A 4,070-nucleotide genomic window follows, 5' to 3' on the forward strand; every position below is an offset into this window, starting at 1 on the left:
CCCGCCGGCGCGGCGCGGACCTCGTCACACTCCCCCTGCACCGCGCTCGCGGCATACGCGCTCGCCTGCCGCACCGGCGTGTCCCGCGGCGGCGCGGTGGTCGTCGGTGGGCGTTCGCACAGGGCCTGCAACAGCCATCCGGGAAGCGGCGCGGGGTCGGTGTCGTCGAGCAGCTCGTACCCGCCCTCGGCGACCACCGACCCGGGCGCGACCACATAGCCCCCGCCGCTGCGGGTATCCACCCGCGGGGCAAGCAGGCCGGCGCTGTTGCGCAACATCACTCCGTCCGGCAGGGCGAAGTACAGGTGCCGCCCACCCGAGGGCGTGGCCACCGTGTACGTCTCCGGCAGCGCCACACCCCGCCCGGCCGCGAACTCCGCCAGAGCAGCGACGCCGTCACGCTCGCCCGGCTCCTTCGCGGTGTCCAGGTCGACCACCAGCAACCGCGACGGCCCGGTCGCCACCCCGATGTTGTAGGTACCGGCCTCCCAGCAACGGGCGATCCGATCGCGGTCAACGGTGGCGCGCTGCTCCCACCCACGGATCGCGGGCCGCTTCGTGGCAGATACGAGGGGGAACACGGGCCAGCCCATCGCGGCGCAGTACAGCGCCCACTCACGCAGGATGTCGGCGTTCGTCATGCGACACGCTCCTTCGACGCGGTTACGTTGCGTAGCAGTTGTTGGGTAGGGGGTGTGGTGGTGGCTTCCTGGGGAGGGAGCCACCCCGGTGGTGTGTGGAGGGCGTTCTGGGGGTGTGGAGGCGGCTATCGAGTGCTGTCTCCCTCGGGTCCCTCGCGGGGTGTTGTGCCTGGTGATGCGGAGGGAGGCGGAGCGAGGGAGGCAGTGAGGGAAAACTCCCTCGATCCCTGGGCCTCCCTTAGTCGTCGCCCTCGGTGGGTTCGGTGTCGCCGTCGTGGTCGCGGTCACGTTCGGTGAGTGCCTCGTGGACGCGAGCGGCGGAGACCTGCATGGCGCCTTCGGTCTTGTAAGGGGCGGCGTCGTAGTCGTCGAGGTAGGACGTCAGTCGCTGCGGGGTCCAGTCGCCGTAGACCGTGCGGTTGCGCTCGGCCAGGTGTTGCAGCACCTCGCGGGTCTTCATCCTCGGTTGCTGGCCGAGCACCGCGGCGATGTCGGCCAACGGATCAACCTCGGCAGCCGGCTCGACCACGGCCGGGGCCGGGCCGATGGTGAGTCCGGCTTGTTCGCGGAGGGCCACGGCCCGCTCGACCACAGGCGTGATCTCGTCCACGCCCTTCTCCTTGCGCACGTAGTGCGACCGGATCAGACCGGGGACCTTGGAGAAGCCGGCGGCCATGGCGGTGCCGACGTCCTCCCCGGCGACGAGGGTGGTGGCGGAGTAGCCGCGCTTGTGCATGCCGGTGCCGAGGATCGCGTCGTTGCCCTGGTGATCGTTGATGGCGAAGGCCACCCGGTTGGAGGCGGTCTTGGAGATACCGCGGGGCAGGCTGGTGGCGTCGGCGTCGGGCGTGACCCACAGCAGCGTGATCGCGGTCTTGCGGGCCTTCTTGGTCACCTTCAACGCGAGTTCTTTGGCTTCCTCGGCCCTCTGGCGTTCGTCCTTGCTGTTGTTGCGTGGGGTGAACAGCTCCTGCACCTCGTCGAAGACCACCACGGTGGGCCGCAGCCGGGTGTCTGCCTCGGCCAGCTCGCGGGTCACCTTGGCTTCCTCCCCGCCGAGGGCTTCGAGGATGCGGCCCCGTTCGCTGACCTCGCTGGCCAGCTCCCGCAGCCTGGTCATGGCGGCCTCGATGTGTTCCTCGTCGTCGCCCTTGACCAGGCTCCGCAGCCGCGGGGTCATGGGGTCGTAGTCGACGTTGTAGGCCAGCACGTGCACGTCGATGTCCACCAGCGGATCGAGCATCGCCCCGAGCAGCAGACAGATCACCAGGCTGGACTTGCCCGAGCCCATGATCCCGGCGACGAGGTAGTTGCGGGCCATGAGCTGCCCGGTGACCTGCTCGCCCCGCACGTCCACGGCCACGGGCACGCCCTTGAAGTAGTCCGTCGTGCCCTCATGCAGCAGCGGCCACGGGTCCACCGGACCGGTCAGGATGCCCTGATCGGCCACCCACAGATCGAGCACTCCCGGTTGGTCCTTGGGTTCGGTGGGCCAGACCTCGATCGGCTTGCGCAGCAGATTGTGCGCGAGCACGTGCTTACGCTTGGCGATCTCCTCCACGGGCACCTGCCGGGGAAGCAGCAACTGGGTGTGCCAGCCGCGGCCCACCCGTGTAGTCGGCGAGACCCACCGGGGTTGCCAGCCTTCCTTGAACGCCCGCGTCAACGGGGCGTAGCCCAGCTCCCGCAGCGCGGACACGATCGCTCCCTCGTCCGGCACCAGGTCCCGCTCCTCCGGGTGAGCCTGCACCGGGGCCGCCCACCGCGGCTGCCAGGTCGAGTGCTTGCGGCCCTGGTCCCACAGGTACAGCCCACCCAACCCGAGGCTGCCGGTCAGCAGCAGCGCACCGTAGGCGGTGCCGAACCACCACAGCCACCGCACCGTGTCGATGGCCGCGCCGATCGGCTCCAACACCATCCCCGCGTTGCCGTCGGCCACCGCGAGCACAACCCCCAGCGCGAGCAGCAGGCCGATCCCAGCGGCTGACGAGATCGCCACCGCCTTCGCGAGGTGGGTGGGGGCCTTGAGCCAGTCCATGCGGCGTTGATGCCGCTCCCGCTTCGCCCGGGCCTCGCGCTCTTCCCACTCCGCGGCCTTGTCCCAGTCCCCGGCCACCTCGGCGGCCTGCAACATCCGCTCGTACCTGCTCACGCCACGGGTGTCGCGGACCCGCTTGGCGACCACCGCCGCACCGGCCGGCACGTACAGGGCGTGCCGCACGACCGTCTTCGTGCCGGTCTGCACATACGGCGCCGAAGTACGGCGCAACTCCACCGCGCCCTCGGCCAGCCGCAGCCGGGTTTCCTCGCTGATGTGCGGCACCGGCAGACGCCGGGTACCGAACGTCGGCCGAGGCTCCTCGGCCACCACCTCGGCATCCACCACGTCGTCGGTGGCGGTGTGGGCTGTCGGGCGCAGCGGTACGACGGTGCGGTCGGTGTCGTGGTGTTCGGTGTGATCGTGGGTCGTCACTTGCTCCCCCTCGTGTCGTGGGTCCACCCGGCCGCGCGCATGCACGCGGCGCACATCGGGGCGGTCTCGGGTGCGCCTTCACCGCGGGCGAGGACCGTGCCGCAGTAGGTCCGCACCCGGCCCTGCGGCGAGCGCAGAAGCTTCGGCTTGACGATGTGCATGGTCTGAGCCATCACTGCTCACCCCCGGTGCGGTACTCGGCGAGCAGGGTCTTGGCGGTCTCCGGGCGGCACCGCAGGCGGTTCTTCACCGCGTTCACCGACACCGTGTGCGGGTCGATCTCCCCGGAGCCGACGAGCCGCTGCAGCGTCGCCCGGTGCGTGGCGAACGAGCCTTTCCGCGAGGGCTCCGGAATGGTCGGGGCGGTGGTATCCCGGTCGGTGCTTCCGGCCTTGTTCCGATGCAGGTCAGACGCCACGGGGGACGCCTCGTCGCGAGCCTGTTCGCGGAGTCGGTTCTCGGCGGCGACGAACTTGGCGGTGAGGTCGGCCCGCAGTTTCGGGACAAGCCACATGGACAGGGCGAGTCCGATGGGGACCACAAGCCACACCAACGCCCCGTCCGGTGTGGCCCGGCGGTCGGGGGTGGGGCCGTCAACGTAGTGCAGTCCCACCGCCAGTACGCCGGTGAGGAGGAACAGCACGATCTCGGCGAGGACGTAGCCGTCCCGCAGGGCGTCCCGCGCGGTGGCCACGGCCGGGGCCATGCCGACCATCTGCGCGAGCATGATGGCCACGATCAGCGTGGTCAGGATCGGCTCGACCACCCACGGGATCACCGGGGTGTGCGGGAACAACCGGGACAGCTCCGCACCGACGTTGACCGCCCCGGCCGCGATCGCGCCGAGTGCCGGCACACCGGCCATCACCGGCACCCACCGTCGTGCCCGGTCCAGCCGCACCAGGTCCCCGGCGGTGTCGGTCACCTCGGCCGCGCGGCGGCGGGAGGCGTCAGCC

General features: G+C 70.8%; 3 protein-coding genes and 1 pseudogene. All 4 read right to left on the bottom strand.

The window, feature by feature from the left end:
- Nucleotides 1-641, bottom strand: a 641-nt coding sequence (locus tag ACTIR_RS0114085; RefSeq protein WP_026454772.1) for a bifunctional DNA primase/polymerase, incomplete at its 3' end; no start/stop codon positions are given.
- 238 nt (nucleotides 642-879) lie between these two features.
- Nucleotides 880-3,114, bottom strand: coding sequence for an FtsK/SpoIIIE domain-containing protein (locus ACTIR_RS0114090; protein WP_026454773.1), 2,235 nt, complete (start codon nucleotides 3,112-3,114; stop codon nucleotides 880-882).
- The gene (locus ACTIR_RS27220) at nucleotides 3,111-3,287 is read right to left on the bottom strand and encodes a hypothetical protein (protein WP_154663758.1); all 177 of its coding nucleotides are present in this window, start codon (nucleotides 3,285-3,287) and stop codon (nucleotides 3,111-3,113) included. The genes ACTIR_RS0114090 and ACTIR_RS27220 overlap by 4 nt, the downstream gene beginning before the upstream one ends.
- Nucleotides 3,287-4,070, bottom strand: a pseudogene (locus ACTIR_RS0114100) (hypothetical protein); the annotation flags it as partial. The pseudogene ACTIR_RS0114100 and the gene ACTIR_RS27220, both read right to left, overlap by 1 nt.

The sequence above is a fragment of the Saccharomonospora iraqiensis subsp. iraqiensis genome (assembly GCF_000430445.1).
In the GTDB taxonomy this organism is placed as follows: domain Bacteria; phylum Actinomycetota; class Actinomycetes; order Mycobacteriales; family Pseudonocardiaceae; genus Saccharomonospora; species Saccharomonospora iraqiensis.

Excerpts from the sequence above, each read along its gene's own strand:
- ACTIR_RS27220 (WP_154663758.1), bottom strand. The coding sequence starts at position 3,287 with ATGGCTCAGACCATGCACATCGTCAAGCCGAAGCTTCTGCGCTCGCCG.